Here is a 22,230-nt window from a genome sequence, read left to right as displayed (position 1 = left end):
TTTCCAGCTTGCAATCAGGAGGCACACCGAATGCGCAAGAGAGTGATCGGCCAGGTTCAGGACGGAAGCGAACCGCCAGGGGATTGGCTGAATGTGGAGGAGCTTGCGGAGGTGGAAATCACCTCGGAAGACGCCGCTTATCCCATTGAGGCAGCGTTGGTGCCCGGTGGGACTTCGGGGTGGCGTGCCGCAGGGCCGGGCAAGCAGACCATCCGGCTTCTCTTTGCCACTCCGCAACCGCTCCGGAGGATCTGGCTGAACTTTTTGGAAACCCGCATCGGGCGGACGCAAGAGTATGTGTTGCGGTGGTCGTCTGATGGCGGGCAGTCGTTCCGGGAAATCGTGCGCCAGCAGTGGAACTTCAGTCCCGACGGCGCAACAAGCCAGACGGAAGACCACCACGTCGAACTCCCGGCGGTCACGGTGCTCGAGTTAAGCATCATACCAGACACCAGTGGGAGCCCCGCGCTCGCGTCGCTGGCGCAACTGCGGCTGGCCTAACACCATAGACACGGGGCTGGTATTATGGCGTTGTTCCGATCCAGAGGGATCGTTCTTTCTTTTTCAATACGAGACCCATTTCTCTAAGAAGTTCCATCTCCTATCCATCGCATAGAGAGTTCATTTCGCAATGGTGATACTGGGAACATTCCCTCGTGGGGCATCGGTGACGGTCATTTGAAATAGTTGGTACAGCAGACGAAATGCTTCCTGATTCCATGATCGCTTCTCCTCATCGGCGATGGAATAATAATGTCCCTCATGGGTGACGGAAAGTTTGGTATTAGGGCGTTCAATAGTGGATTCGATAATGTCCAAGACCCGGACCGGATTTTCTGAGACGATTCCCGTTCCTGGATCCGGATCCACATGATACTCCGGCTCACTCGCGATGGATCGACCCAGAAAATTGAGAATGCCGTGAAAACTCCGGAGCCGAAAGGCCCCTTGTATCGGGTATTCGCCTCCCGGGTTGTCGGGTCGGATATCGACCAGGATATCGTTCGGCGGCCAACGATCCGCCTTGGCCTGCAGAGCCAACCGCTCTCTATTGGAGATGGTGGTGGGGTCGTAGTTCGTAATCACGGTATGCCCGATCGACCGTTTTTGAATGGTAAAGATCTGCTTATCCGCATCCACAATGACGCGATAGTTAGTTTCCAGGGTTTGAAAGTCTCCGGCAGAAAATGAGGATAATGGCAGGATCCATTCCCGGTCATATACCAAGGGTTCTATATAGAGCTGATTGTTGTCCTGTAAACGGGAAAGATGAAGGACGATTTGTCGAAATTTGGGATATCCGATCTGATCCGACGGTCGATTATAGTAGGCGGTTTCCTGATTATTGGTGGTCGTACGGATTTCCCCTGCCATGAGCCTGAGGAGTAAATCAATGTCGACTCCTTGTCTCAGCAGGAGGGTCAATTTTCCTTCCCGGAGAGGGGTTAGGAGACGTTGGGTAAAATCTTCTCCTTCAATGGGGCTAATGGTAAACGTGGGGTTTTCAGCGATGCTGCCCCCAAAGACGGGCGCCAATGCAAATCCGCCATCTAACCCACCGAGCGGCGGGGTTGCCCCGGCCGAAAATTGATAATTAAAGGTGGCGGCAATGCTCGAAATGGCTGTGAAATGCACTGGTTGATGATGATGGGATCTGGCAATATTGAGGAGCAATTGTTCGACCAGTGATCTGGTTACCGAATGGTCGTACGCAATGACCACATGTTCCAGAGCCTTCGGGGAAAAGCAACCGGATAGCATTAAAGGCAGACTCCAGAGGATGATGCAGGCCAAAAAAGAGCTTTGGGTTTGTACGTTTTGCACGGTGTCCTTTTCCTATCAAGTGGGGGTTTTTCTCCCTATGTTGATCCTTACTATGAATCACAGTATTTTTCTTGCGATGGTGGGCTTGGGAAACGGAATATCGTGGAGCGATTTCTTTGTCCGTTCACGAGAGTTAAGTCATTTTGACCTAACAAGAATTCCTGTAATGCGAGAGTATCAAAGCCGCGGTTTCTGTCAAGGGAAGAGGGCGTGCCGATCCTGAACTTCCCTGCTCTAGGTTTCGTTTACTTGACAGGTGTGTCTTCATTTCGGTTGATTTTTGCCGGAGATCCTGCTTTCAGACCGTGACCGTATTTCTCAAAATTCTCTGAGCATCAATTATTCCAAAAGACTGGAAAAAATCGTGGCCAGTCCTAAAAAACTAAAAAACCCTGCCACATCGGTTACGGTGGTTAGGATGATTGATGATGATTGAGCCGGATCTTGTTTCAGGGATCGAAGGATGATGGGAATGATCGCCCCGGAAAATCCCGCCATGACCATGGAGATAATCATGGAGACGCCGATGACCATGGTTAATCCCCAGGATTGGCTCCAGACAAATACGGCGGTACAGGTCGTCGCGGCCACTGCCACTCCATTGGCCAAGGCGACATAAGATTCTTTCAAGGTCACGCGGAGCCATTGGGAAGGACGGATATCCCGCAACGCTAAACCACGCATGACTACCGCGAGCGCTTGAGCGCCTGTGTTCCCCGATTGCCCGGCTACGACAGGGAGCAAAACTGCCAAAGCTGTAAATCTGGCAATGGTGTCCTCAAATAACCCCACCACAAATGCTGCCAAAAAGGCTGTGAGGAGATTAATTTGCAGCCAGAGAAGACGTTTACGAATGGCGAATCCCGGCGGCGACAGGGCTCGTTCGTCCTTACTGGCACCCACCATGGTTTGCATGCTGATGGTGGCCTCTTCTTTTTCGACCTGAATGATGTCTTGACTGCTAATGACCCCGAGGAGGCGGCCGTCCAAATCGGTGACTGGAATAGTCAGGACCTTCCATTCGTTGCAAATTTCTACGACTTGTTCCTGATTTTCCAGGGGATGAATGGTGGGTAATTCTCGTTTCATCAAGACTGCAAGGCTCTTTTTTGGAGGGGCTAAAAACAGATCCCTGAGGGAGAGGACGCCCACAAGGATCTGGCGCCGATCGATAATGTAGATTTCATTGAGATGCTGGGTGTCATGGGTGCGAACCTGTCGGATGGCTTCCTCGACGGTCAGGTCTTCCGGGAGCGCAAAGAATTTGACATCCATGAGTATGCCGACCGAATCCTCCGAATACTCCATGAATGGTCCAATGTCGGCTGAGACGTGCAGGGGTAGGGCATTCAAAGTGGCTACACGAGTCTCATCGGGCATTCGCTGGAGGAGAGAGGCGGCCACCGCGGGTTGGAGGTGAGGAAGCGCACTCAGAAGTAACGGTTGCGGAATGATTCCGAGAAGGTCGGCGGCCAATGAGGGTGACATGACCGAGAGGACCTTTGCGATCATGGTGGGGGGGAGATCGGCAAGTATGGGGATCACCTCCTGAGGATCATAGGATTCAAACACATGGGCGGCTTCATCCGGAAATTTGGCAATAAAAACCTGATGCATCTGTTCAGTCGTTGCAGGTGTTGTCATGGTGTTTCCTGTTCTTTCCGGGGAGAGGTGGGCGGTGTTGATGTGCTCAGGGATTCTCCCAGGGCGGTCATCAGGCCAATTCCTGAGAGGGAATACGCTTCCCACAGCTGTAGGAGGGCATCGGAGAGAAATGCCGGTTGATACTCGCCGGAACGTGACAGGAGAAATTGCCTGAGTGTTCGATGTCGAAGCGCCCCAATAAACGTACGGTCTTGATCAATGACCGGAAGGCTGTCGTATTGAGCCCATGCGGGATGGGCGACAATGTCGAGGGCATTGGCCGAGGCCGGGATCGCTTTCACGTCCTGCTGCATGATGGAGGACACGGTGATCGTCGATTCTGCTCCAAGCAGCTCTTTCATGAGGATGACTCCGCGCAGGATGGTCTGATGATCAATGATGTATAAATAATAGATGGCTTGCCCGACGGTTTGGGTCACCCGCTGTAAGGCCTTGGCGACAGTGATGTCCGGGGGAAGTGTCAGGACATGCGGATCGGCGAGGCTGCCGGCGGTATGATCCGGCAAATTGATTGATCGCCGAAGATGTGCCCCGATGGCCGGGTCAACCTGATCCAGGAGAGACGTTTGTGTGGATGAATCATACTGTCGAAGGACTGCCCGTGCCGAACGGGAGGATAACCGGCTGAGTATGACCGCGCTGGTTACCGGTGGATACTGTTTGAGAATTTCGGCCGTTGGGCCGGGAAGACAATACTCCAGAAAGGCGGCGATATGTTGAGGTTCCATGGTCTGCAACATTTCTCCCGCCGACTGTGCCGGAAGTTCCTCCACATAGCGTGCGGCCTCTAATGGATGTTCCTGGATAAAGGTTTCCCGGAGCTGTTGGATCAAATTCATCGGCTTATCCCTCCGTTGGAGAAAGAATGCTGGTGACTTCAGTAAATTGCGCGGCAGGAATCACGACCCGTCCTTTGGCCGTATCCAGGACGACGACCATGGGAGTTATGGCTGTGACGGTGCCATTGTAGGCGCCGACCTGAATCTTTTCCCCGATTCGGACAATGGGCTGAATGTAGTGGGCGGCAATCAGGTTCTTTACGGCAGAACGAGAACCGATTCCGAATGATAAGGCGGCTCCGGCAATGAGTCCGGCAATGAGAATGACAATGATTTGATTAAGCAGCGACGTGTCAATCCCCAACTCATTAATGGCCGTCACCAGAACAAGCAGAGTCGCGGCTATATAAACCGTTTGCGCAATGATGGTGCCTTGCCGGATTCCTGAAGAATCACACGCAACAGAGATCAGGTCGCGCAAAAAGTTCGTGGCCAGGAGGCCCAGAACGAGAATAAGGGTAGCCATGCCGATTTTAGGCAGATAGTGGACCAGTCCGGTTAAAGTTTCGGACAACAGGGCGAGACTTAAGGCTTCGGTGGCGGAAATCAGAAAGAGGAGAAAGACCAGCCAAAATCCTAGAAGGCCGACAATTTGTGAAATTGTTTTATGGCTACCGATTTTTTTGAGCAGGGTGAGAACACCAGTGCCGCCCAGCAAACGATCGACCCCGATCAGATGCAACACACGGCTCGTTCCCGCTTCAACGATTTTTCCCAAGAGGATTCCCAGGCCTAACAACATCAAGGCCCCGAGGCCTTTGGGGAGATAGGCCATAAACAGCTTGAAACTGTACTCAAACGATTCCTCAAGGGTTGCGGTCCAAAGGGTGATATCCATGGGATTGACCTCCTTAGAAATAAATAAGCAGAAATACGGTAAACACTCCGACAACGGGCTGGTCGATCAGAGAGACCAAATTGCTCCTGGGTCGGCTGGACCGAGAAGTTTCACGTGGCGTTCGATCATCCTGAGAGAAAATGTCCTTACCGGACAGGTACGTGATGTTGCTGAGCCCACATCTTATCCCGTGGGGTTTTCCCGTGGGGTTTTCTCTTCCCCTGGGCCCTCAGCCATTAATTGAGAGGGAGATGAGAAGGTTCTGTGTCCTCAGATGGCCCTCCTGATGCGGGGACCTGGTTCAACGGAGAGTCCGGCAGAGGTTCGGGTTCGATCGAAGATTGTGAGGGTTGGGCCGGTTCAGGGACCTGCCGTGTGAGTTTGTTGACTTTAATGACCGGTGGGTCAGTCACAAAGGGTTCATATTGCTTGACGTCCAACGTGACAGAGTCCTGTTCTTCCACAAGCAGGTCAATTTCTGGAACCTGTTTCCGAAAGGTCGCCAGGATGGTGCCATTTGGCGTGGTGACGGTCATTAACAATCGGTCCTGCTGGCGTTCCTTATGTGTGACGGTCCCCGTCAGGGGATGAACGGTTTCCTGAAGGAATTGGGGCAAATAGGGTTGGGCATATCGGGCGGCGAGAAATGGTGCCCCTAAGCCCAATCCTACTCCTAGAACAAACACCACAATGTAGACCATCAAGGATTTCATTCACGTTTTCTCCGCGGTTACAGTAGGACTTTTGGGCACTTTCCTTTTTAATACAAAGACTTTGACGAAAATGAATTTTTCTGCGTGAAAATGAACGACTTCCAGCCACACTGGTTGTTTCCGGTCATGCAGTAATTTCGTTCACTTAAAATTGAAGTGTTGCAATTGTTAGGGATCTCGTGGATGGCGACTAGATCGTGATCAGTTGAATGTTCGTTAGGCAACATTTAAAAGAATGGCTGAACCATGTCAAACCGGGCGAGAAAGTCATGAGGATGTATTCATTTTCTTGAGAAATCTCATCTTCCTTTCATTTTAGCAATGCTATGAGAGCTTCTCAAATATCATGGGGGTAATGTGGAAGCGGCATGTAAGACGAGTAACGTCCAGCATTTCTTACAGCCGTCGGAAACCTTCCTGCTTCGATTGAGGTTTGGGCTCTATGTTCAGGTCGATGAGGATGAGAGGGACAAAGGTACGGAGGTTCGGACATGAAGATCTCTTTGAGGGAAGGGAATTTCCACACCATTCTTCCGAAATTTCTTGACGATGGCGCAATTAATATCGGATTGAATCTGCCTTCTGCCTTGTGGATCCTCCACCCAGGCTAATAAACGCATATTCCAGGCGGAATCTCCGAAACTCATCAGCCAGGCCTTGGGCACTGGGTGCGATAAAACCAATGGGTTTTCTTTGGCCGCTTCCAAAAGTGACTGTATCACCTTGTCCAAATCTGAATTGTAAGAAACTCCCACCTCAATCTCCAAACGGGTTTTAGGATCACCGTGCGACCAGTTAATAACCGTGGAAGAGATAAATTCGGAATTGGGAACAACGATGGCCACGTTGTTTAGAGAGCGAATGGTGGTGGATCGAATGTTGATTTCTGCCACATCTCCCTCAGTGTCTCCCACGGTAATGCGGTCCCCAATCTGGATGTGTTGTTCGAACAGCAACATGAGTCCCGCGATGAAATTGGACGTCAGATTTTGCAGGCCGAATCCGATTCCGACGGAGAGAAACCCAAAAATGACGACCAGACCGCTCAGGTCGACGCCGATGACTTGAAAGGCAATCACGGTCCCGATAAGAATCAGGAAGTATTGAATGAGGCGGGTTAAGGTGTATTGCGTCGCCTTGGGCATCTTGGAGCGTTTGAGTAATTGGTTGATCAGAAAACGTCGTATCAGGGTGTTGATGATCATAAAGCCACCCATGATGAACGCAAAAAATGCAAGGGACGAAAGGGTAATCGGGGTCTGGTTGACGGTAAATAAGGGATAGGTGAAAAAGTGATCCAATCCGTTCAGGACCGTTGAAAGATCCATGGTGGTGCTCCTTTGAGGTGGTATAAATTGATTGCCCCGTTGTGATTGATGGAAAGACTTTTTGGGAGGTTTTCCATTTTTTTGCCGTGCCGGATCAGATGAATTAACCAGAAAAATGTCAGAAAAGATAGAGGAGAACAAAGCGGGAAGAAAAACATATGACAGATGAACTTTGCCACTTGAGATTGAAAAATTTTGAGGGGACAAGAAGGCATAGCTTGGCGTTAAGGCCTCATGCGGCTAAGACATTCGTGAGGGCGAAAAAATTCAACACAAACGAGGTGAGAAATGAGACAAACACGACAAAGTTTTCCCCCGACTTTAGGTGAGAAGCCGTGCAACATGTAAGACAGCAGTGCCATTTCGTATTTTAAGCCTGTCGGGCGCTCGAAATCGGGGATACCGCCACCCCGAAATAGTAGGAGAACCGACTCAAGGGGGTGTACAGGAGCTGAGCCGCCCATCGTAGTGAGGAAGCGGTTGAACGATCAGGGAGCGAAGGGGCTGCGTCATCTAAATGGAATCATGGTCCAATTCGTGTGGGGAGGAAAGCATGAATTCGACAGAAGCCTGAAGCGGATCTCATAAATCCGCGGCATAAGATCTGGTCCCGGATGTCGTCGGGTAGTACGGTGGCACCGTCCGCGCTTCGAGGTGAGATCCAAAGCGGAGGGGAGGCTTCAGGCAGTTCGGTATTCCAATCATTGGAGATCGGATGGCTCAGGGAGTGGTGAGGGGCGGTATCTGGAGCTTTTGGGGGAGCCAGCGTTCCATGAAGCCTCCTATGGGGTTCGTCCAGGCCGTTCGGTTCCGGGTGCGGTGGCGGCAACTCCTCAACGAATGAAGGAACAGGTGGCTAGTTGTCGGTGATCGAGAAGGGGTTCTGGAATAGAAAGGTCCTCATGATGTGGTTTGGTTTGAGCCCAAAATTTTGGCTTCCGGATAATCAACCCAGGTTTCTTTTTCCGCCAGGTATTGTTGGCCTTTGAAATTGAGGCGGGTGCGCATGGTGGTAAAACCTAATTCCCGAAGTTGATCGATGAGGTCCTTTAGGCTTTCCTGCACGGTTCGATAGACCTGGGACTGGAGATTTAGCGCTTCGTACATGACCGTTCCCGAGTATCCGCGCTCCACCCGTTTAATTGGGATCATTCGATTGAAATATCGGTCACTAGGATCCATGCCCTCCAATTGATGCTTTTCCACGACGGCATTTCTGACTCGAAAGGATAAGGGAAGCGATGTCATGTGCTCTGGCTCCAGCTTAACGATGGGTAGAGGTATATTGTGAAAATCGATTATAGGCCGCCTCGATGGGGGTCGCAAGCGTGGTTGACTTCCCTCAGAATCCCAACGTAACCTTCCCTACGCTCAGGAAAAATACGTTTGTGGGAAAGGGGTTGTGGCGAAATGGTCCGCAAGTTATCGGGTGCCGACATTCCAATCAACCTTCCCAACAGCCTCACAGTCCTCCGAATTCTCCTTGTTCCGGTCTTCGTTGGGTTTTTGCTCTACGAATACTATGATTATGCCCTCGTAACTTTATTAGTCGCGGCGGTGACCGATGGCCTGGATGGGGCCATTGCCCGTATCACCGATCAGCGCACTCGCCTTGGCGAATATCTCGATCCTCTGGCTGACAAATTACTCCTTATGTCGGCCATCGTGACCTTATCGGTTCTCCATTTTATTCCGATCTGGGCAGTGATTCTTGTGGTGAGTCGTGACGCCATTCTCCTCACGGGGACCATATTGGCTAATTTAACGGAAATCGACATTGATATTACTCCCACCTGGTTGGGAAAGGGTACCACTTTTGCCCAAATTTGTTATGTCATCATAGTGATACTTTTTGCGACCGGGCGTGTTCCTTCCGAAGCCATCATTCCTTTTCTCTCGGTAATGGTTATCCTGACAACCGGTTCTGGAGTGCATTACCTATTCCGGGGAATTCAACGGCTCAATTCGTCAGGCAAGAAATAAGGGTAAACAGGAGGATGCAGTTGAATCGAGAGCGGGTGGGCCTACAGTTAGTGGATGCGAAAGTGATCTCTTCAGATGATTTGTCTCAAGCGCTTGATATTCAGCAGGGAGAAGGAGGGCGTCTCGGGAGCATTCTGGTTCGGATGGGGGTTCTGTCTGAATCTACCTTATTGGAGTTTCTCAGCCAGCACTATGGAGTTGCCACCGTAGAATTGTCTACATGCTCGATTGACGGGAGTCTTCGGGGATTGGTTCCTTATGACGTTGTTAGTCGGCACCTCGTTTTGCCGGTGCGGAAAACCACTTCACGACTGAGTCTGGCTATGGCCGACCCCACGAATGGGTCTTTGTTAGATGATTTGCGATTCCGGACAGGGTTGCACATCATCCCCATGGTAGCTACCGAATCCGATTTACGGACGGCGATTTCCCACCTATATGGCCAGGGCCCAGATGGATCTTCCTCTACTACAGAATCTATGAAAAACGATGAGGAGGGTACTTTCAAAAGCTGGGGAAATGGCGACCGGATTTCACCCGATTCGATGGGAAAGCCTGTTGGCCCTGTCTGTGCCTCTGCTAACGGTTTGCATGATCAAGAAAGATCGATCATGCTTCATGACAAAGCAGAAATGTCTCGACTGAAGCGTCATGTGAAAATTGATAAAGATTCCTCAGCTGTGGAAGTTGTGAATGGGCTTGTGCAGCAGGCCATTGAAATGGAGGCGAGTGATATTCATATTGAGCCGATGGAGACTATGATCCGGGTTCGCTTTCGATTGGATGGCGTCCTGTGCCCGATTCAAAATCTGCCTAAAGACCTTCACCAGGCATTACTCGCCAGGGTGAAAATTCTTTCCGATCTGGATATTGCGGAGCGTCGGTTACCCCAAGATGGACGGATGAAGATAGAGGGCTTTCCCCACGTCGATATTCGAGTGGCCATTCTGCCCTGTTTGTTTGGCGAAAAAGCGGTTCTGCGACTCTTGAATCAGTCAGGGCTTGCGTTACATTTAACCAATATCGGGCTTAACCAACCTGATTTAGACCGGTTGACGACGGCTCTGGAAAATCCCTATGGGATGATCCTTGTGACGGGGCCTACGGGGAGCGGAAAGACGACAACCCTTTATAGCGCGTTACAATTTCTGAATACTCCTCAGATGAATATTGTCACCGTCGAAGATCCCGTGGAATACCAAATCCAGGGCATCAATCAGATGCAAATTCATGAAGAGATTGGATTGAATTTTGCCGCCGGGTTGCGTGCTTTTCTGCGGCAGGATCCTGACGTCATGATGGTGGGGGAAATTCGTGATCGGGAAACTGCGCAAATCGCGATTCAGGCTTCTCTGACTGGCCATCGAGTTCTTTCGACCCTGCATACCATGAATGCCCCAGGGGCCATTACCCGGCTCATCGATATGAGCATTGAGCCGTTTTTGGTGTCTTCCGCCGTCTCGCTCATTGTGGGCCAACGCTTGGTACGGAAAATTTGTGATTATTGTCGGGAACTGGAGCCGGTATCTCAATTTCAGCTGCGGGAGTTGGGTTTTGATGATGAGGCGCTCGGGGCGGTTCAGGCGATGAAAGGGCGTGGGTGTGTGTCCTGCCATCAGACAGGATTTAAAGGACGCATGGCGTTATTTGAGACCCTGCCTATTTTTGAAAGACTGCATGAAAAAATTTTGGCACGGGCATCCACCAATGACTTGATAACCTGTGCGATAGGCGAAGGATTTCGCACGCTTAGACAAGCGGGGATGGCGGCAGTTCAAGGTGGCTTGACGACTGTGGGTGAGGTGTTTGCCGAAACGAGATCTGATGCTTTTGTGTAGGGACGTCAGAAGACCGGATACCCAATGGAATTGACTGCACTCCTAGGTGAATTGTGCCGGCAGGGCGGATCGGACTTGCACCTGGTTTCCGGCAGTGTGCCTCGCCTCCGTGTGGACGGGCATTTACGCCCGATGGAGTCTCCGATATTGACCAGCCAGGACCTGTCTCAGTTAACCGCGAGTCTGTTGACGGAAGCACAGCAACATCAGGTTATGCAGACCGGAGCCTGGGATGGAGCCTACAGCGTGCCTGCTATCGGGCGGTTTCGGGTCCATATCTATACCCAACAGGGATCCTTGGCCATGGCCATTCGAACAGTGTCCGGGAAGATTCCGACGTTTGAAGAATTAGGGTTACCGCCAATTATTGCGGAATTGATGAGGAAGCCCCAAGGGCTGATTTTGGTAACCGGGCCGACCGGTAGCGGGAAAAGTACGACATTGGCCTCGATGTTGGATCATATAAATGAAGCGCGGTCTGCACATATTATTTCGTTAGAAGACCCCATTGAGATTCTGCATTCGCACAAGAAAAGTTTGGTATCTCAAATGGAAGTGGGATCCGATGTCCACGAATTCCAGTCCGCCCTGAAAGGTATTTTACGGCAGGATCCCGATGTGGTGTTTTTGGGCGAATTGCGAGATCTCGAGACCATTCAGGCGGCTCTCACCATGGCTGAAACCGGACATCTGACGGTGGCTACTTTGCACACGAATTCTGCGATTCACACGCTGACACGATTGGTCTCGGTGTTTCCTTCCAACCAGCAACAAGAAATTCGTATCCAGTTGTCGATGGTGCTGGAAGGCATTCTGGCACAGAGACTTTTGCCACGTTCAGAGGGAAGGGGCCGGGTTCTGGCTTTGGAAATTCTGATTACCTCTCCGGCAATTCGGAATCTGATTCGGGAAGACAAGATCCATCAAATGTATTCCATGATGCAAACGGGACAAGCTCAATATGGCATGCAGACCATGAATCAAGCCTTGGCCGACTTGGCTGGCCAAGGAGTGATATCCTCTGAACTCGCTATGGGACTCACAACGCTTCCTGATGAGTTATCCAAGCTATTGGAGCGTACGGGTCGGGAGCGATCCGGGGCAATGTCTTTGGCCAGGTTGCGGCCTCGGATGTAAATGGCATTAAGAGCCTTCTTGATCTCCCACAGAGAAAGCGAGCAATAATTCGAAATGCCGAGATTTGAATATCGTGCGAAAAATTTGGATGGACAGACGGTCCACGGAGAAGTCTTGGCTGCTTCTTCCAGTGAGGCCTTGCAACTTCTTCGTAGGCAGGATGTCTTGGTAACCGGTCTGCAAGAAAAAGTTGAAAGGGTATTCAATCTCAGTGGTCAGCTGACCGGCTGGAGCCGCGGGTGGAGCTGGAGAGGCGTGAGCAGTAAAGAATTGGTGGTCTTTACCCATCAGCTGGCAACGTTGATTCGTGCGGGTGTGCCTCTTTTGGAATGTCTGGACATTCTCTCCAGCGAAGCTGAAAACCCGACCTTGCAACAAGTGGTTAAGCATATTCGAGAGGATGTAGAGGGCGGAACCTTGCTAGCTCATGCTTTAAAACGCAACCCGACCGTCTTTAGTGAATTTTACCGGAGTATGGTGGAAGTAGGAGAGACGACAGGTCGCTTGGATGAGAGTTTGACCCAACTGGCAGTGTACCTTGATAAACAGGCTCAGTTGCGGGCGAAAATTTTCTCTGGATTAGCATATCCGGCTTTGCTTGTGGCTGTGGCGATGATTGTCCTGGTCTTTTTGCTGATTTGGGTGGTCCCTCTTTTTTCTGGCTTATTCCAAGATATGGGCGAATCGCTTCCCTGGTTGACGCAAGTAGTGATTGACGTGGCTGAGAGGGTTCGGGATCACTTTTTTCTGTTGGTGGCATTTTGTGGAAGTTTGGGTATGGGTATCCGTTGGTTTCTCAAAAATCCGAAAAGTCGACAGGCCATTGATGGGTGGGTTTTAGGGGTTCCCCTTTTGGGGTCCGTGATCCAAAAAGCAGCAACGGTGCGTTTTTCCAGAACATTAGGGTTTTTAGTTCGTCGTGGGGTTCCGTTGCTGTCGGCCTTGGGTGTGGCGGAAACGGTGACTGGTAATAAAACATTCGAGCAAAGCATTAAGCTGGCGGCCATAGCGATTCAAAAAGGACAACCTCTCTCCGAGACCTTAAGAACGGGCCAGGTTTTTCCGCCGATGGTTCCCCAAATGATTAAAGTGGGAGAATCAACCGGTTCCATTGATGTTATGCTGGAAAAAATTGCGGATCTTTTTGAGCAAGAGGTCGATCGGACGGTAGCCACGTTAACGTCGGTGTTAGAGCCCATTATTATCTTGGTCGTGGGGTGTGGGATTGCCCTTGTCGTTGTGGCGATGTATCTTCCCATTTTTTCTATCGGTTCAGTTATTGGGTGAGTCTGGAGGTTTTTCGCCATGAGTGGGAATGATATGTCTGTGACCGAAATCGTCGTGCGGGCACCGGCGAAAGTGAATCTGTTGATTCGGGTATTGGATCGATTGCCCAATGGGTATCATAATTTGTGGTCTCTCATGCATACGGTCGATGTCTTTGATCTTCTCCGAATTAGGCTTAACCCTGATCGGGAGGGCCTTGTCTTAACGTGTGAAGATGCTCCATTGCCCTTGGATAGGGGAAATTTGGTTTATCGTGCGGCTGAATTGGTGCTCCAGCGTTCTGAAAAGAATGTAGGGGTTGATATTGAGCTAACCAAGGTTATCCCCTTGTCGGCTGGTCTGGGAGGTGGGAGTAGTGATGCCGCTGCCACTCTGTATGGCCTTACTCACTTGCTAGGGTTAAATTGGACTTTATCTGACTTGTGTGAGGCGGGTGCAACACTTGGAAGTGATATTCCATTTTTTTTTAAAGCACCTTGTGCAGTGGTTCGGGGGTGGGGCCAAGAGGTGGAGGCCTGTTCTCTCAAAGGCGAACGGTGGGTCGTTCTCGTCAATCCCGGCTTTCCGATACAGACAAAATGGGCATATAAACAGCTGTCCTCCCAACGGAAGGCCGTCAGACCTTTAGGTGAATTTACGAATAGAATAGATCGTGAATTGAGCCTTTCCTGGGAGGAAGTGATCGGGATAATGGAAAATGATTTTGAACCGCCGTTGTTTCCGTTTTATCCGATTTTGGGATTCATTAAAGACACGTTGCTTTCTTTTGGGGCTCAAGCCGCACTATTATCAGGTAGTGGAGCCACCGTATTTGGGATTTTCCGCACTCATGAAGAAGCTCGGCAGGCTTCCACTCGGTTGCGTCGTGATACGAGCTGGAGAATCTTTGATATCCCGATGGGTTCGACTGATTTACCTCATGCCCCGTTCCGTGTTGGCTCTTCTCAGGTTTCCAACGTGTAAATTCAGTGATTTGAGTTGACAAGGCACCAATCGTAGAATTACCTTTGCTCTGCTTTTTTTCCTGAAAATCTGCTACGGTTTAGGTTCACCTAGGCAAGTTGAGACTACCACCATGCTCAGAGATTTAAAATTGATCACGGGTAACTCCAACCTTGCGTTGGCCAGAGAAATTGCCCAGTATATTGGGCAGGATTTGAGTCAGGCAACGGTTACAACCTTTAGTGATGGGGAGATCAGGGTTAGAATTGATGAGAATGTGCGGGGAGGCGATGTTTTTCTGATTCAATCCTGCTGCCACCCGGTGAATACTTCGATTATGGAGCTGTTGCTCCTGATCGATGCGGTCAAACGATCATCAGCTTCCAGGATCACGGCGGTCATTCCTTATTACGGATATGGGAGGCAGGATCGAAAAGATCAGCCCCGAGTGCCCATTAGTGCCAAATTAATTGCGGATTTGATCACCGCGGCCGGCGCGAATCGGATTCTGACCATGGATCTTCATGCCGGACCGATTCAAGGATTCTTCAATATTCCCGTTGATCACCTTTATGCCATGCCTGTGATGTTGGACTATATTAAAAAGCAAAATGTCTCTGATTTGGTAATCGTTTCCCCTGATGCGGGAGGGGTCGAGCGAGCGAGAGCATTTGCCAAACGACTGAATTCCTCTCTCGCGATTATCGATAAACGGCGGGAATCGCCGAATCAGGCTGAAGTGATGAATATTATTGGTGATGTTCAGGATAAGCATGCGTTATTGTTTGATGACATGATTGATACGGCGGGAACCATTGTCCAGACAGCTCAAACCTGTATGGATAACGGAGCCTTGTCGGCCTGGGCTGGGAGTACCCATGCAGTCCTGTCTGGTCCAGCACTGGAGAGGTTGCAATCGTCTTGTCTCCGTGAGGTAATGGTAACAAACACCATTCCACTAAATGGGAAGGATCAGCAATGTCCAAAATTGAAAACTCTCACAGTTGCTCCTTTGTTGGGTGAGGCGATTTTGAGGATTCATCGTGAAGAGTCGGTGACATCCTTGTTCGTATAAATTAGCTAACTGTTCATTCATTCTTATTTAGAAAAGGGCAAGATGATGAAATATGAACTTGAAGTTGAAAAACGGGATCAGGCTGGAAAAGGCGTGGCGCGGCAACTACGGCGTCAAGGGAAAATTCCTGGAGTTCTCTACGGAGGAGGGAAGTCTGAATTTGTGGCCATGGACCACAAGACGGCCCGCAATCTGGTGATTTCTCAGGTTGGTCATACTGGTTTGCTGACTGTCCGGATTTCCGGCGGGCAGGAACGGATCGCAGTTCTTCAAGACCACCAAATTGATCCCATTACCGGGGCGATCCTCCATGTTGACCTCTTTGAAGTCTCGATGAAAAAAGCCATTCGCGTCAAAGTTCCCGTGACGATTATCGGAGAAGTCCCTGTTGGCGTGAAAGAGGGGGGAATTTTGCATCAGGTGATGCGCGAACTTCATATTGAGTGTTTGCCGGCTCAAATTCCGGATCATATTGAAATCGATGCGTCAGGATTTGGGATTGGTGATGGTATGCATGTGAAGGAAGTTACAGTCCCGACAGGTCTCAAGATTTTGGATGATGAGGATCTCATGGTTGCTCATGTTGCCACGAAGATGTCCGAAGCGAAGCTAGAGTCCCTCTTGTCTCGCGAGGTGGCTGAAGGGATAGCTCCAGTTGCCACAGCAGAAAAAGCTGCAGAGGGGGCTGCCACCGGAGGGGCTGTGGCTACGGCAGATAAAACGAAGGCCGCATCAGACAGTAAAGCGAAGGAAGGCAAGAAGTAGCCCTTGCATGTGGTGGTGGGACTTGGAAATCCAGGAGAGTCCTACAAATACACACGACACAACCTTGGCTGGATGGTTCTTGAGCAGGCGGCTGATCGTTGGCGTGTGACTTGGTCCAAGCAGGAAGATGGGTTTCTCGGGCAAGGTGAAGTTAAGGGCCATCCGGTTTTGCTTCTTCTTCCCCTTGCGTGGATGAACCAAGCTGGGGTTGCCGTTCGGTCTGTTCTTCAGAAGTTGTCTCCCAACTCGTCTCGTCTTATTGTTGTCCACGATGATCTAGACCTTTCTCTGGGAATGATCAAGATCAAAACCAGAGGTGGCGCTGGTGGCCATAATGGTCTGCGTTCTGTTTCGTCCTGCCTGGAAACGGAAGAATTCTCCAGGGTTAAGATTGGCATAGGGCGCCCTCAGAACAATGAAAGCCTGGCGAATTTTGTGCTTTCACCATTTCTTTCAGAAGAGTGGGAGCAGGTTGTCTCAATTCTTCCGAAAGCCGTTGATGCATTGGAATGTCTTATTTGTGAAGGGCCGGCTATTGCCATGAATCGATTTCATGTGCGGCCCTCTGAAACAGGTTTGTAAATATTCGTGAATTGACCTTTCTGCCTGGAAAAAGCGGATCAACCATCCGGTTGGAATTCGTGGGGTTGAGCTGAGGCAGCCTCTCTCATTTCCAGGCTTTTTGCATTTGGAAAATGACCTTGGTACCTCAAAACGTTTTGAATTGGAACGGATATAATATCGCCGACATGAATTAGCATTCAGTAGGACATTGAGATTAGATGAAGGGGTGAGTGGACTTTCGACTGTTCATTATAAAGTGCACCTCTTTTGGAGAGGGACCTGTATACCGTTTTGGGTCTCATATCAAAATTCGACAGTCTGCCGATTGTTTTTAGTGAAACGGCCCAATTTCACTAAAAACAATGTGGGTTTTTAGGTTCTGAATTAGCAGGTTCTATTCCTGAGAGAGGTTTGACACTCCAATTTACCCTATGGTAGCTTGTGTCCCCTTTTGTGATACAACACGATTGCTCTGCCTGAAAACTAGAAAAATACTGTCAGAGGGAAAGGTTACGTATGAAACTGTATGAATCACTGTGTATTCTTCGTCCCGTTCAAGCGGAAACAGAAAATGAGCGAGTGATTGAAAAAATGAAGGAAGTCCTGAATCAGGCTGGAGCGAATATTTTAAAGTTGGATAATAGCGGGAAAAAGAAGCTGGCCTATGATATTCAACATGAGCGAAAAGGGACCTATATTACGGTTCAATTTGAAGGGCCCCCTACGGTCGTCTTTGAGTTGGAGCGCTTTCAGCGTATGGAAGACCAGGTGATGAAATTCATGACGGTGCGGCTGAACCCAAGTGATTTGGTAGCGGTAGGTGAAGCAAGTGCGGAGGAAGCAGAAGATGGTGGGATTCAATAAAGTCATATTGATTGGAAATCTGACTAGAGATCCCGAGCTTCGGTATACACCCAGCGGCACCCCTGTGGTTAATTTCCCGTTAGCGGTCAATCGTCGGTATCGTCAGGCCGATGATCAAAAAGAAGAGGTCTGCTATGTTGATATTGTCGTGTTTGGACGACAAGCTGAACATTGTGGCCAGTACCTCAATAAAGGTGACGGGGCCATCGTTGATGGTCGCCTACAACAACGGCGATGGGAAACGGACGACGGGCAGAAGAGAAGCAAACATGAAGTCGTTGCTCAAACAGTAACGTTCTTGCCGAAAAAGTCCTCCTCTGGTACCTCTGGGGCAGGAGTGAGTGAGGAGTCTAACTATGATCCGGAAGAGTATTATCCAGACCCCATGCCCTAATTTTTAGCCTAGGAGAGGTTTCTGTGGAAAAAGGACGATTGTTTCAGCGGAAAAGAGTGTGCCGCTTTTGCTTCGATAAGACGCCATTGGATTACAAGGATGCAAATTTATTAAGGAATTTTCTCACGGAACGCGGACGAATTATTCCTCGTCGGACTTCGGGAAATTGCTTGCGGCATCAAAGAAAGTTAACCCAAGCGATTAAGCGTGCCAGGCATGTGGCTATCCTTTCATTTGCAGAAGAACACTGAGGTCCAGTGTTCTTCGAAACGGGGCAGGTAGAAAGGTGTGGTTGTTAAATGTCTATAACCATCAATCTACTTGATGTTCCCCCCACAGGTCTTCAAATTCATCATGAGGTGAGGCCCTCGGATTTATTGTTCTCCCATGATGAGGGAATCCCTATTGGGAACTTAAGTTGTCATGGAGATCTATTTCTGACCGGGGAGCGGTCAGCGCTTTTTCAAGGGAAAATATCCGGAAGAATGGCTAGGGAATGTGTACGTTGCCTGGATCAATTTGAGGAAGATTTATCCCTATCGTGTGAGGTGGAATTTAAAAAGACCGTGAAAGCAGTCAATGTGATTGTGCCGCACAGGGATAAAGGAAAATGGGCAAAGGGGCGTGACAAATCCGTCGATGAGAATGCGACAGAGGAAGATGTATACCCTATTACAGGAAATGAAATTGACCTTCTTCCGGCTATTCGAGAGCAGGTCATTCTTGCTACTCCCCTTCAATCTTTATGCAATGAAAACTGCCTCGGGTTGTGCCAAGTATGCGGGAGTAATTTAAATGATGGCATATGTGGGTGTTGTACCCCAGTGACTAGCTCAGCACCAGTGCCAATTCAGCAAACAATATCAAAAAAAAATCCATCAAAGCGTTCCTCTATTTCTGCTCGAAGAGGATCGTGAAGGCATCAGTCACCTCTTAACTGAAAAGTTGGACTATTATGGCAAATCCTAAACACAAAATTTCTAAAGCCCGAAGAGATAAGCGGCGATCTCATCTCAAGCTCACCCCGCCAAATTTGTCTACGTGTCCTCAATGTCATGAGCCCAAGCCATCTCATACGACATGTTTAAATTGTGGAACCTATAAGGGCATCGCCATTATTTCGGTTGAAGAGGGATAAACGGCATTTTCCTTCTCGAGTCCGTCATCTTTTAACACCAAACCCATGAAAATAGCCGTGGACGCGATGGGGGGGGATCATGGATTATCTCCCAATGTCGAAGGAGCCATACAGGCTACAAGGGAATCCTCTCTCTCGATTATCCTGGTCGGGGACGAACCGTCTCTCCAATCTCATCTGGACAAACTCGGCGGCACCAAAGCCGGCATTGAGATTTTTCATGCGCCACAGGTTGTGGATATGCATGAATCTCCTGCGTTGATAGCCAGAAAAAAACGAGACTCTTCCATATGGAAAGCCACAGAATTAGTTAAAAATAAGCAAGCTGACGCGTTGGTGAGTGCCGGAAATACGGGTGCTACGATGGTGTCAGCATTTTTTCTTCTGGGATTGATCCAAGGGGTAGAACGACCGGCAATCGCTGCGACATTGCCGACTCGCCAGGGTAAGGCAATCATGCTGGATGTCGGTGCCACTGTTGATTGTACGGCTCGCCAACTTTTCCAGTTTGGGATAATGGGGCATGAATATGGTAGGCATCTCCTGGGAACTGATCGTCCAAGGGTAGGTCTATTGAGTATTGGGGAAGAAGATACCAAGGGGAATGAAGTCACCAAAGAAACCTTTAAATTATTGAAGGATAGCCCTATTAATTTCATCGGTAATGTTGAAGGACGAGATGTCTATAGTGGGAATGCCGATGTCATTGTGACCGATGGATTTATTGGAAATGTGGCCTTGAAAATTTCTGAAGGGTTGGCGGATGCGATTAAAAAAATGCTGATGAAAGAAATTGCCCAGTCAGCTCTGGGTCGGCTTTCCTATCTATTTGTGGCCGGACCCCTTCTGCGGTTACGGCGAAAAACTGATTATGCCGAATTCGGCGGAGCTCCACTTTTAGGGGTTGAAGGTATTAGTATGATTTGTCATGGTCGTTCCTCCTCGAAGGCGATCAAGAATGCGATTCTTCGAGCCCAGGCTTTGGCGGAAGGTGGCTTGATTGAGGAAATTCGAGGTGACATTGCCCAAGGGTGCATGTGAGTTCAACGCGGTGTTTAATGTATGAATAGTCTGATTTTAGGGACAGGGGCCTATGTTCCCAAGCGAGTCTTGACCAATGCGGATTTAGAGCGCATGGTTGAGACTTCGGATACCTGGATAATTGAACGGACAGGTATCAAAGAGCGTCGAGTGGTTGACCCAGGACAGGCCTGTTCAGATTTAGCTGTTGAGGCGGCTCAGCGTGCGTTAATCGCTGCTGATGTGGCCCCATCGGAGATCGACCTGATCCTTTTAGCCACCTGTACAGGTGATTCTCCTCTTCCTTCCACTGCCTGTCTTATCCAACATCGGTTAGGAGCAAATCGGGCAGCGGCGTGTGATATTTCCGCCGCCTGTTGTGGGTTTATCTATGCGTTGGCTATTGCAGATGCCTATGTGAAAAATGGTATGCGGCACGTATTGGTCATTGGCTCCGAAGTCATGTCGGCGATAACCGATTGGACTGACCGTAATACGTGCGTGTTATTTGGCGACGGGGCTGGGGCGGTGGTGGTAGGACAAGGTACTGAAGGTTCGGGGATCCTTTCCACCCATTTGCATGCCAATGGCGGACTCTCTGATATGATTCAGGTGCCTGGAGGCGGATCGCGGGAACCGGCATCCAAAGAGGTTCTTCAAGAAAAACGGTGTTTTATAAAAATGAAGGGCAATGAAACTTTTAAAATCGCCGTTAAATCAATGGAGGAGGCCACCAAAGAGGCATTAGAGACCAATAAATTAGCAATGGACGATGTCGATCTGTTCATTCCTCATCAGGCCAATATGCGGATATTGAATGCCGTGGGTCAGCGATTGGGGTTGGCGCGAGAAAAGTTGATGATAAATTTAGATCGATTTGGTAATACCTCTGCAGCATCAATTCCGTTGGCGCTCGATCAAGCTGTCCGTGAGGGAAGAATTCATAAAGGAAGTGTGGTGTTGTTGGCTGCATTTGGTGCAGGTCTTACCTGGGCTTCAGCGGTCGTTCGTTGGTAATGTGACTGCTGGCGGATTTTTCCTTCCTGAATGAGATCAATGCCATAAAAGCAGAGGAAGAATCTGAGGCTTCCAACAAGAGCAAGCCAGAATATTTTGGGGGTTTAAAGAGAGGGGAATTATGTCTGGAACGACCTCATGGGGTGAAAATGATTGGGCGCTGATTCTAGGAGTCTCTAGTGGATTTGGAGAGGCGGCAGCTGTGGAGTTGGCCAATTTAGGATTGAATATCTGTGGTGTGCATCTTGATCGAAAATCAACACAAGCGAATGCGGAGCGCATTGCCTCGCAGATTCGCTCACTCGGCCGAGAGGTCCTGTTTTTTAATGTCAATGCGGCCGATCCCGAAAAGCGTGTTGATATTTTGAAGGCACTGAAGCAACGGGGGGAAGAATCCGGGAGGCCAGTCTGTGTCAGGGTGTTGTTGCATTCGTTAGCTTTTGGGACCCTGAAGCCGTATATTGCGGAATCCCATGCAGAGGCCATTAATAAAGCCCAGATGGATATGACGTTGGATGTCATGGCTAATAGTTTGGTGTATTGGACACAGGATTTAGTGGCACAAAAATTTTTGGGGACAGGGAGTCGCATCTTCTCCATGACCAGCGCCGGAGGCGCACGAGTCTGGCGAACCTATGGGGCGGTTTCCGCTGCAAAGTCGGCCCTGGAATCTCATACGAGGCAATTAGCCCTGGAACTGGCTCCTCTGGGTATCACGGTAAATTCGCTGATGGCAGGTGTCACCGATACTCCGGCTTTGCGTAAAATACCCGGTTCTGATGAAATGCTGACATTAGCCAAACGAAAAAATCCTTCAAACCGGCTGACTACGACCCAAGATGTCGCCGATGCGTTAGGCCTGTTAAGTCATCCGAAAGCTCATTGGATCACTGGAAATGTGATTTGTGTGGATGGTGGAGAGTTTATTGTTGACTAGCTTCAGAAAGTGGGAGGAGCCATGTGGCGGACTGTCCTGAGTCATGGCATTTTAAAGGGTGA

24 protein-coding genes are annotated in these 22,230 nt (G+C 49.6%); 17 read left to right on the top strand and 7 right to left on the bottom strand.

What is annotated here, in order from left to right:
• Positions 1-30 precede the first annotated feature (30 nt).
• Positions 31-501 (top strand): carbohydrate-binding protein, encoded by a 471-nt coding sequence (locus tag ACTRXD_RS02510; RefSeq protein ID WP_442430277.1) that lies wholly within the window; start codon positions 31-33, stop codon positions 499-501.
• Positions 502-621: 120 nt separating this feature from the next.
• Here ACTRXD_RS02510 and ACTRXD_RS02505 read toward each other — a convergent pair whose 3' ends face one another.
• The 7 genes from ACTRXD_RS02505 to ACTRXD_RS02475 all read right to left on the bottom strand — a co-directional run bounded on the left by ACTRXD_RS02505 (position 622) and on the right by ACTRXD_RS02475 (position 8,455).
• Complete coding sequence (locus tag ACTRXD_RS02505; protein ID WP_442430276.1) at positions 622-1,824, bottom strand: hypothetical protein; 1,203 nt, start codon at positions 1,822-1,824, stop codon at positions 622-624.
• Positions 1,825-2,163: 339 nt separating this feature from the next.
• A complete protein-coding gene (gene mgtE / locus ACTRXD_RS02500; protein ID WP_442430275.1) occupies positions 2,164-3,468 on the bottom strand; it encodes a magnesium transporter in 1,305 nt (434 codons plus the stop codon).
• The gene (locus ACTRXD_RS02495) at positions 3,465-4,328 is read right to left on the bottom strand and encodes a CBS domain-containing protein (protein ID WP_442430274.1); all 864 of its coding nucleotides are present in this window, start codon (positions 4,326-4,328) and stop codon (positions 3,465-3,467) included. The genes mgtE and ACTRXD_RS02495 overlap by 4 nt, the downstream gene beginning before the upstream one ends.
• Before the next feature lie 4 nt (positions 4,329-4,332).
• Complete coding sequence (locus tag ACTRXD_RS02490) at positions 4,333-5,166, bottom strand: mechanosensitive ion channel family protein (RefSeq protein WP_442430273.1); 834 nt, start codon at positions 5,164-5,166, stop codon at positions 4,333-4,335.
• Positions 5,167-5,402: 236 nt separating this feature from the next.
• On the bottom strand, positions 5,403-5,879 hold the full coding sequence (locus tag ACTRXD_RS02485) for a hypothetical protein (RefSeq protein ID WP_442430272.1): 477 nt from the start codon (positions 5,877-5,879) through the stop codon (positions 5,403-5,405).
• A gap of 446 nt (positions 5,880-6,325) precedes the next feature.
• Complete coding sequence (locus tag ACTRXD_RS02480; protein WP_442430271.1) at positions 6,326-7,207, bottom strand: mechanosensitive ion channel family protein; 882 nt, start codon at positions 7,205-7,207, stop codon at positions 6,326-6,328.
• Positions 7,208-8,107: 900 nt separating this feature from the next.
• The gene (locus ACTRXD_RS02475; protein ID WP_442430270.1) at positions 8,108-8,455 is read right to left on the bottom strand and encodes a hypothetical protein; all 348 of its coding nucleotides are present in this window, start codon (positions 8,453-8,455) and stop codon (positions 8,108-8,110) included.
• A gap of 162 nt (positions 8,456-8,617) precedes the next feature.
• Here ACTRXD_RS02475 and ACTRXD_RS02470 point away from each other — a divergent pair, with 162 nt between their 5' ends.
• From ACTRXD_RS02470 to ACTRXD_RS02395, 16 genes are all read left to right on the top strand, one after another.
• A complete protein-coding gene (locus ACTRXD_RS02470; RefSeq protein ID WP_442430269.1) occupies positions 8,618-9,190 on the top strand; it encodes a CDP-alcohol phosphatidyltransferase family protein in 573 nt (190 codons plus the stop codon).
• 14 nt (positions 9,191-9,204) lie between these two features.
• On the top strand, positions 9,205-11,028 hold the full coding sequence (locus ACTRXD_RS02465; RefSeq protein WP_442430268.1) for a GspE/PulE family protein: 1,824 nt from the start codon (positions 9,205-9,207) through the stop codon (positions 11,026-11,028).
• Between the two features lie 24 nt (positions 11,029-11,052).
• Positions 11,053-12,165, top strand: a complete 1,113-nt coding sequence (locus ACTRXD_RS02460; protein ID WP_442430267.1) for a type IV pilus twitching motility protein PilT — start codon at positions 11,053-11,055, stop codon at positions 12,163-12,165.
• 54 nt (positions 12,166-12,219) lie between these two features.
• Complete coding sequence (locus tag ACTRXD_RS02455) at positions 12,220-13,452, top strand: type II secretion system F family protein (RefSeq protein ID WP_442430266.1); 1,233 nt, start codon at positions 12,220-12,222, stop codon at positions 13,450-13,452.
• A gap of 18 nt (positions 13,453-13,470) precedes the next feature.
• Positions 13,471-14,415: a 4-(cytidine 5'-diphospho)-2-C-methyl-D-erythritol kinase gene (gene ispE, locus ACTRXD_RS02450; protein ID WP_442430265.1), complete on the top strand. Its 945-nt coding sequence runs from the start codon at positions 13,471-13,473 to the stop codon at positions 14,413-14,415.
• Positions 14,416-14,527: 112 nt separating this feature from the next.
• A complete protein-coding gene (locus tag ACTRXD_RS02445) occupies positions 14,528-15,469 on the top strand; it encodes a ribose-phosphate diphosphokinase (protein WP_312743993.1) in 942 nt (313 codons plus the stop codon).
• Positions 15,470-15,511: 42 nt separating this feature from the next.
• Entirely contained in the window at positions 15,512-16,234 is a 723-nt protein-coding gene (locus ACTRXD_RS02440; RefSeq protein WP_442430264.1) for a 50S ribosomal protein L25, read from the top strand.
• A gap of 9 nt (positions 16,235-16,243) precedes the next feature.
• Positions 16,244-16,816, top strand: coding sequence for an aminoacyl-tRNA hydrolase (gene pth, locus ACTRXD_RS02435; RefSeq protein ID WP_442430321.1), 573 nt, complete (start codon positions 16,244-16,246; stop codon positions 16,814-16,816).
• A 498-nt stretch (positions 16,817-17,314) separates the two neighbouring features.
• The gene (gene rpsF, locus ACTRXD_RS02430) at positions 17,315-17,662 is read left to right on the top strand and encodes a 30S ribosomal protein S6 (RefSeq protein ID WP_442430263.1); all 348 of its coding nucleotides are present in this window, start codon (positions 17,315-17,317) and stop codon (positions 17,660-17,662) included.
• Positions 17,646-18,056, top strand: coding sequence for a single-stranded DNA-binding protein (locus ACTRXD_RS02425; RefSeq protein WP_312646207.1), 411 nt, complete (start codon positions 17,646-17,648; stop codon positions 18,054-18,056). The genes rpsF and ACTRXD_RS02425 overlap by 17 nt, the downstream gene beginning before the upstream one ends.
• Entirely contained in the window at positions 18,056-18,307 is a 252-nt protein-coding gene (rpsR, locus tag ACTRXD_RS02420) for a 30S ribosomal protein S18 (RefSeq protein ID WP_376753428.1), read from the top strand. The genes ACTRXD_RS02425 and rpsR overlap by 1 nt, the downstream gene beginning before the upstream one ends.
• Positions 18,308-18,355: 48 nt before the next feature.
• Complete coding sequence (locus tag ACTRXD_RS02415) at positions 18,356-18,973, top strand: YceD family protein (protein ID WP_442430262.1); 618 nt, start codon at positions 18,356-18,358, stop codon at positions 18,971-18,973.
• Positions 18,974-19,011: 38 nt separating this feature from the next.
• Positions 19,012-19,194 carry a 50S ribosomal protein L32 gene (gene rpmF, locus ACTRXD_RS02410; RefSeq protein WP_312646209.1) on the top strand — a complete coding sequence of 61 codons (183 nt, stop codon included), beginning with the start codon at positions 19,012-19,014 and terminating at the stop codon, positions 19,192-19,194.
• 45 nt (positions 19,195-19,239) lie between these two features.
• The gene (gene plsX / locus ACTRXD_RS02405; RefSeq protein ID WP_442430261.1) at positions 19,240-20,235 is read left to right on the top strand and encodes a phosphate acyltransferase PlsX; all 996 of its coding nucleotides are present in this window, start codon (positions 19,240-19,242) and stop codon (positions 20,233-20,235) included.
• Between the two features lie 21 nt (positions 20,236-20,256).
• Positions 20,257-21,231 carry a beta-ketoacyl-ACP synthase III gene (locus tag ACTRXD_RS02400; RefSeq protein WP_442430260.1) on the top strand — a complete coding sequence of 325 codons (975 nt, stop codon included), beginning with the start codon at positions 20,257-20,259 and terminating at the stop codon, positions 21,229-21,231.
• A 121-nt stretch (positions 21,232-21,352) separates the two neighbouring features.
• Entirely contained in the window at positions 21,353-22,168 is an 816-nt protein-coding gene (locus ACTRXD_RS02395; RefSeq protein WP_442430259.1) for an SDR family oxidoreductase, read from the top strand.
• Positions 22,169-22,230 lie beyond the last annotated feature (62 nt).

It is taken from the genome of Nitrospira sp. T9, assembly GCF_052156535.1.
Classification (GTDB): domain Bacteria; phylum Nitrospirota; class Nitrospiria; order Nitrospirales; family UBA8639; genus Nitrospira_E.
The sequence above is the reverse complement of the archived record's forward strand: the minus strand, read 5'-3'. Positions and strand labels throughout refer to the sequence as shown.

Coding starts and splice junctions, on each gene's coding strand:
- plsX (WP_442430261.1), top strand. CDS start 19,240: ATGAAAATAGCCGTGGACGCGATGGGGGGGGATCATGGATTATCTCCC.
- mgtE (WP_442430275.1), bottom strand. CDS start 3,468: ATGACAACACCTGCAACGACTGAACAGATGCATCAGGTTTTTATTGCC.
- ACTRXD_RS02455 (WP_442430266.1), top strand. CDS start 12,220: ATGCCGAGATTTGAATATCGTGCGAAAAATTTGGATGGACAGACGGTC.
- ACTRXD_RS02480 (WP_442430271.1), bottom strand. CDS start 7,207: ATGGATCTTTCAACGGTCCTGAACGGATTGGATCACTTTTTCACCTAT.
- rpsF (WP_442430263.1), top strand. CDS start 17,315: ATGAAACTGTATGAATCACTGTGTATTCTTCGTCCCGTTCAAGCGGAA.
- ACTRXD_RS02485 (WP_442430272.1), bottom strand. CDS start 5,879: ATGAAATCCTTGATGGTCTACATTGTGGTGTTTGTTCTAGGAGTAGGA.
- ACTRXD_RS02415 (WP_442430262.1), top strand. CDS start 18,356: ATGTCTATAACCATCAATCTACTTGATGTTCCCCCCACAGGTCTTCAA.
- ACTRXD_RS02490 (WP_442430273.1), bottom strand. CDS start 5,166: ATGGATATCACCCTTTGGACCGCAACCCTTGAGGAATCGTTTGAGTAC.
- ACTRXD_RS02510 (WP_442430277.1), top strand. CDS start 31: ATGCGCAAGAGAGTGATCGGCCAGGTTCAGGACGGAAGCGAACCGCCA.
- ACTRXD_RS02445 (WP_312743993.1), top strand. CDS start 14,528: ATGCTCAGAGATTTAAAATTGATCACGGGTAACTCCAACCTTGCGTTG.
- ACTRXD_RS02460 (WP_442430267.1), top strand. CDS start 11,053: ATGGAATTGACTGCACTCCTAGGTGAATTGTGCCGGCAGGGCGGATCG.
- ACTRXD_RS02395 (WP_442430259.1), top strand. CDS start 21,353: ATGTCTGGAACGACCTCATGGGGTGAAAATGATTGGGCGCTGATTCTA.
- ACTRXD_RS02470 (WP_442430269.1), top strand. CDS start 8,618: ATGGTCCGCAAGTTATCGGGTGCCGACATTCCAATCAACCTTCCCAAC.
- ACTRXD_RS02465 (WP_442430268.1), top strand. CDS start 9,205: ATGCAGTTGAATCGAGAGCGGGTGGGCCTACAGTTAGTGGATGCGAAA.
- ACTRXD_RS02400 (WP_442430260.1), top strand. CDS start 20,257: ATGAATAGTCTGATTTTAGGGACAGGGGCCTATGTTCCCAAGCGAGTC.
- rpmF (WP_312646209.1), top strand. CDS start 19,012: ATGGCAAATCCTAAACACAAAATTTCTAAAGCCCGAAGAGATAAGCGG.
- ACTRXD_RS02440 (WP_442430264.1), top strand. CDS start 15,512: ATGATGAAATATGAACTTGAAGTTGAAAAACGGGATCAGGCTGGAAAA.
- ispE (WP_442430265.1), top strand. CDS start 13,471: ATGAGTGGGAATGATATGTCTGTGACCGAAATCGTCGTGCGGGCACCG.
- ACTRXD_RS02495 (WP_442430274.1), bottom strand. CDS start 4,328: ATGAATTTGATCCAACAGCTCCGGGAAACCTTTATCCAGGAACATCCA.
- ACTRXD_RS02425 (WP_312646207.1), top strand. CDS start 17,646: ATGGTGGGATTCAATAAAGTCATATTGATTGGAAATCTGACTAGAGAT.
- ACTRXD_RS02475 (WP_442430270.1), bottom strand. CDS start 8,455: ATGACATCGCTTCCCTTATCCTTTCGAGTCAGAAATGCCGTCGTGGAA.